The 1,657-nt window shown below is 64.2% G+C and carries 2 protein-coding genes; both read right to left on the bottom strand.

From position 1 onward, the window contains the following. Nucleotides 1–115: 115 nt before the first annotated feature. Complete coding sequence (fhuF, locus tag AC4FAH_RS01360) at nucleotides 116–997, bottom strand: siderophore-iron reductase FhuF (RefSeq protein WP_225347843.1); 882 nt, start codon at nucleotides 995–997, stop codon at nucleotides 116–118. A gap of 142 nt (nucleotides 998–1,139) precedes the next feature. Next, nucleotides 1,140–1,535, bottom strand: a complete 396-nt coding sequence (locus AC4FAH_RS01355; protein ID WP_225347842.1) for a thiol-disulfide oxidoreductase DCC family protein — start codon at nucleotides 1,533–1,535, stop codon at nucleotides 1,140–1,142. Nucleotides 1,536–1,657 lie beyond the last annotated feature (122 nt).

The raw sequence follows: 1,657 nt of genomic DNA, 5'->3' as shown, positions 1-1,657 counted from the left end.
CCGCGTGGGCGGCGCGAAGACGAGGACATGACGACATACCGGACAATGACAGGGGCCGCCATCTTACCAGAGGGCGCCGATCAACACAGACCGCTGCCGTTCAGGACGCTACCCATCAGGACAGGTCGCTGCCGATCAGCGCCGCGCGCGAGTTGGCGCGCTGATCGACCCGACGCGTCTGAGCGCGGCGGGCCGTGGCGCGCTCGATGCTCAGCGGACAATTGCTGCAATAGCCCAGACACTCGATGCGATAACGCACGCAGCACACCTTGCGCGGCGTATGCCGTTCGCCGTGGCGGTCCATCACGTCGCTGACCGGCTGATAGAGCGGATTGCGCCGCCCGTCGGCCAGAATTCTGGTCGCCATCAGCTGACGTGCCGGCGCCGCCTGCGCGACCCAGCCCTGCTCTTCCAGCATGCCGACGATATAGACGAAGTAATGTGCCGCGTTGCTCCAGAAGACCTTGGGCCCCAGCGCAGTGTGCGGCACGAGGCGCTCGATGACGGCCTCAAGATGCGCCAGGTAGCCCTGAAAGCGCGCCTGGAGCCGCGTCGCCTCATCGGCCGACTCGATCTCCGCCGGGAGGCTTGCGCCCTGCCCCGCCGCATCATCGAGTATCAGCTGCGTGACCACGCCATGCTCGCCAAGGCGCAGCGAAAGATGCCGCAGCTCCAGTGGCAGTTGATGGTCCAGCAGCAGGTTGGCCGCCAGCGGCAGCGACACCATCGAGGACAACAGGTACTTGGACCACTGGGATAGCAGCGCCTGCTCATCGGGGGCGCTGTGGTGAGAGGCGGCGTTTGCCGGGCTGGCCTCGTACTGCATGCCATGCGCGGCGATGCACGCCGCCAGCCACCCGGGGCTGAGCACATCGCGCGCCGGCACGACACGCTGGAGCGACGCCTCATCATCTGCCTGCACCTGAGTGTAGGTAGTGATCAGGTCCCGATAGGCAACCATCGGACCGGCAAAGAGCGGGGAAAGCGCGTCGATCATCGGGAAGCTCGCAGACGTGAAGAAACAGACAGTGCCTCACATACTAACGAAAACTATTAGCATTTGCATATCAAAAAAGCATGATAAACCAGCAGGGCTTGCAACGGGGCTTCCAGCAGCCTGCGTCGGGCTCGTCGGCACCTCACAGCCTGCCGTCCCGACACAGCCGACGACGCACCCAGGCATCGTAGACTCGCGTCAGCGCCGGCTCGATCAGCGGCCGCGTGATCAGCCACCCCAGCCAGGCAAGACCGGGGATGCGCGCAAGCAGCAGGCGATACGCCGGCATGCCCTCACAGATCTGCCCTTGCGCTGTCTCGACATGCAACGACAGCAATGCCTGCTTAAGGCCGATGCCGCGCGCGGCGAGATGCTCGGCGTTATCCGTCGCATCCCACCACTCGACGTTGGCGTCTTGGCGCGACAGCCGCTCGTAGCGGGCGCGTTCACGACGACACACCGGGCAGCGCGCGTCGTAGTAGATCCTGATGAGTGGCAAACCGTCACGCTGAGGTCGCTGGCTGGCGATGTCCGACATGCTGGCCTCCCTCTTGTGATGAATGTGCGCAGTACGCGTTCCTCAATGAGCGTTCAGAGCGACATATGATCAGGACGCCGCGCCGATGCGATCGGAATACTCCTTGTCTTCATAGCGATGCA

The organism is Cobetia sp. (genome assembly GCF_983723665.1).
The sequence above is the reverse complement of the archived record's forward strand: the minus strand, read 5'-3'. Positions and strand labels throughout refer to the sequence as shown.

What these genes read in the sequence shown, in the direction of transcription:
- AC4FAH_RS01355 (WP_225347842.1), bottom strand. Translation starts at nt 1,535, where the DNA reads ATGTCGGACATCGCCAGCCAGCGACCTCAGCGTGACGGTTTGCCACTC.
- fhuF (WP_225347843.1), bottom strand. Translation starts at nt 997, where the DNA reads ATGATCGACGCGCTTTCCCCGCTCTTTGCCGGTCCGATGGTTGCCTAT.